This is a genomic window from Pseudomarimonas arenosa (assembly GCF_014841215.1).
Classification (GTDB): domain Bacteria; phylum Pseudomonadota; class Gammaproteobacteria; order Xanthomonadales; family Xanthomonadaceae; genus Pseudomarimonas; species Pseudomarimonas arenosa.
The window spans coordinates 1-1,631 of record NZ_JACYTR010000135.1; the positions used below are offsets into that span (position 1 = coordinate 1).

Genomic DNA, 1,631 nt, shown 5'->3' on the forward strand with positions numbered 1-1,631 from the left:
TTTACGCGAACCACGGACAGAAGCGATCACACTGCGGCGGGTCGAGACCCGCCGTACGGTCGTACGGGTTAACCCGCCGTACGCGCGGTACGGTCCTATGGGTTTAACCCGCCGTACGGTCGTTACGGGTTTCACGGAGATTCGACGATTCTTATGCTGTCCACTCGCATCAGTCGAGTAAATCCACCGGATCCATTAGTCCTTTCTATCCTTCCAGTCACTGCAATGTAAGAATTAACACTCGGCTGCAACTCCTTCCACGCAGGCAAGATCCCCGGTGTCCCCAGCTTAGGGCCGGCAAGAGGAACAGAGGCAATCCAAAAATTGTTCTCGGCGCTCTCTCGATTCGTGTACAGCACCATGCCTCCATTATGCAACCCTAGCCATCCCACAACCTCCACGGACTCCGAAGTGTCGAATGTGTCGGACAACACAACGTTCAGAGGGATGCGGCGAACTGAGCTTTCAAGAACACATTCAACAGCACCCCCTGGCTTTCCAAACAGATAGTAAACGCTGCCTTCAGCGGACGCGGCCCCACCCTCGGACTGCAGCGACATGCTTCGCTGAGCCAGCACATAGCGTCCGATCACATTACGAGCTTCAACTCCATGCCCGAGTTCGATCGAGTTCGACCCGCTATGCAAGGGCATCGCTGCACGCATGTCACGATTTGCCGCTGCTTCTCTGCTCGGGAACAGAGCCAGTTGACACTCTGGACCATAACCCAGCACGCCACCAACCACAGCGCCTTCTTGCAAAGACGATGTGTCGATTCCAGCGTGCACCGGAACAGCCGCGCTCGCCGCGGCGGAGCATCCTGATGCAATCATCGCTGAAACTATCAGTTTAGTAATCGTATTCATAGTGGCAGTTATTCGCGTTGCCTGCTACAGGGAAATACAACAGCTTGTTTGAACCGGCAGGAGTCATCCAGCCATTTTGCCCCTCTGCCCGGTATGCATCCAGATCGCCTGGGCTAAAGGCTCCCGGTTTCACCAAGACTTTCCCGCCAACTTTACGAGTGAAATCCCCCCCCTGCTCAAAAAAGTAAAGGTCGTTCTCGTTTATTGTGTGGGGCCCAGCAAGTGGATGAGCATGAAGGTCGCCAAGGTCGGCCCCGCCCGCGGGCTCCCAGGCGGTCGTGGTTACGCCGATATGGGATTCCCAAGTTTCGAGGTCACCAAAGCCAATGGATCCATTCGCTTCCCTGTGGATTCTGACGGCGTATTCGAAATTGCTAGCAAGAGTGGCAGACGATACCGACGGTGCAATTCGCTTAAGAGCCCCGAGCAACTTTGCTTCAGGCTCCGCCGGCATGCCCGGACCCGGAGTGCACAATTTCGAACCCGCTACTGAGCCGGCCCTCCTGTAGCCGACAGATTGTCTTGACCTCAGACTCGTTCTCTTCATCGCATAACTCAAAGCCGCACTACCCGCCCCATTCCCAAACTTCCCCCCCGTCGCCACAGCACGTCAAACCTGGACACCCACCAAATCGCCGTTGGATCGCGGTAGGGCCGCCGGTCACCCGGCGCCCCCCGCACAGATCCGGACGTGCGCTGCTAACGCATCCGGCTCTTGCATCGAGTTAGAACGCGAAGCGTTGGTTCGGATACGGGTGGACGATT

General features: G+C 56.8%; 2 protein-coding genes. Both read right to left on the reverse strand.

The annotated features are described in order from the left end of the window. Positions 1-131: 131 nt before the first annotated feature. The gene (locus IFO71_RS21550) at positions 132-866 is read right to left on the reverse strand and encodes a hypothetical protein (RefSeq protein WP_192031753.1); all 735 of its coding nucleotides are present in this window, start codon (positions 864-866) and stop codon (positions 132-134) included. Then, entirely contained in the window at positions 850-1,320 is a 471-nt protein-coding gene (locus tag IFO71_RS21555; RefSeq protein WP_192031754.1) for a hypothetical protein, read from the reverse strand. Before IFO71_RS21555 ends, IFO71_RS21550 begins: the two co-directional genes overlap by 17 nt. Positions 1,321-1,631 lie beyond the last annotated feature (311 nt).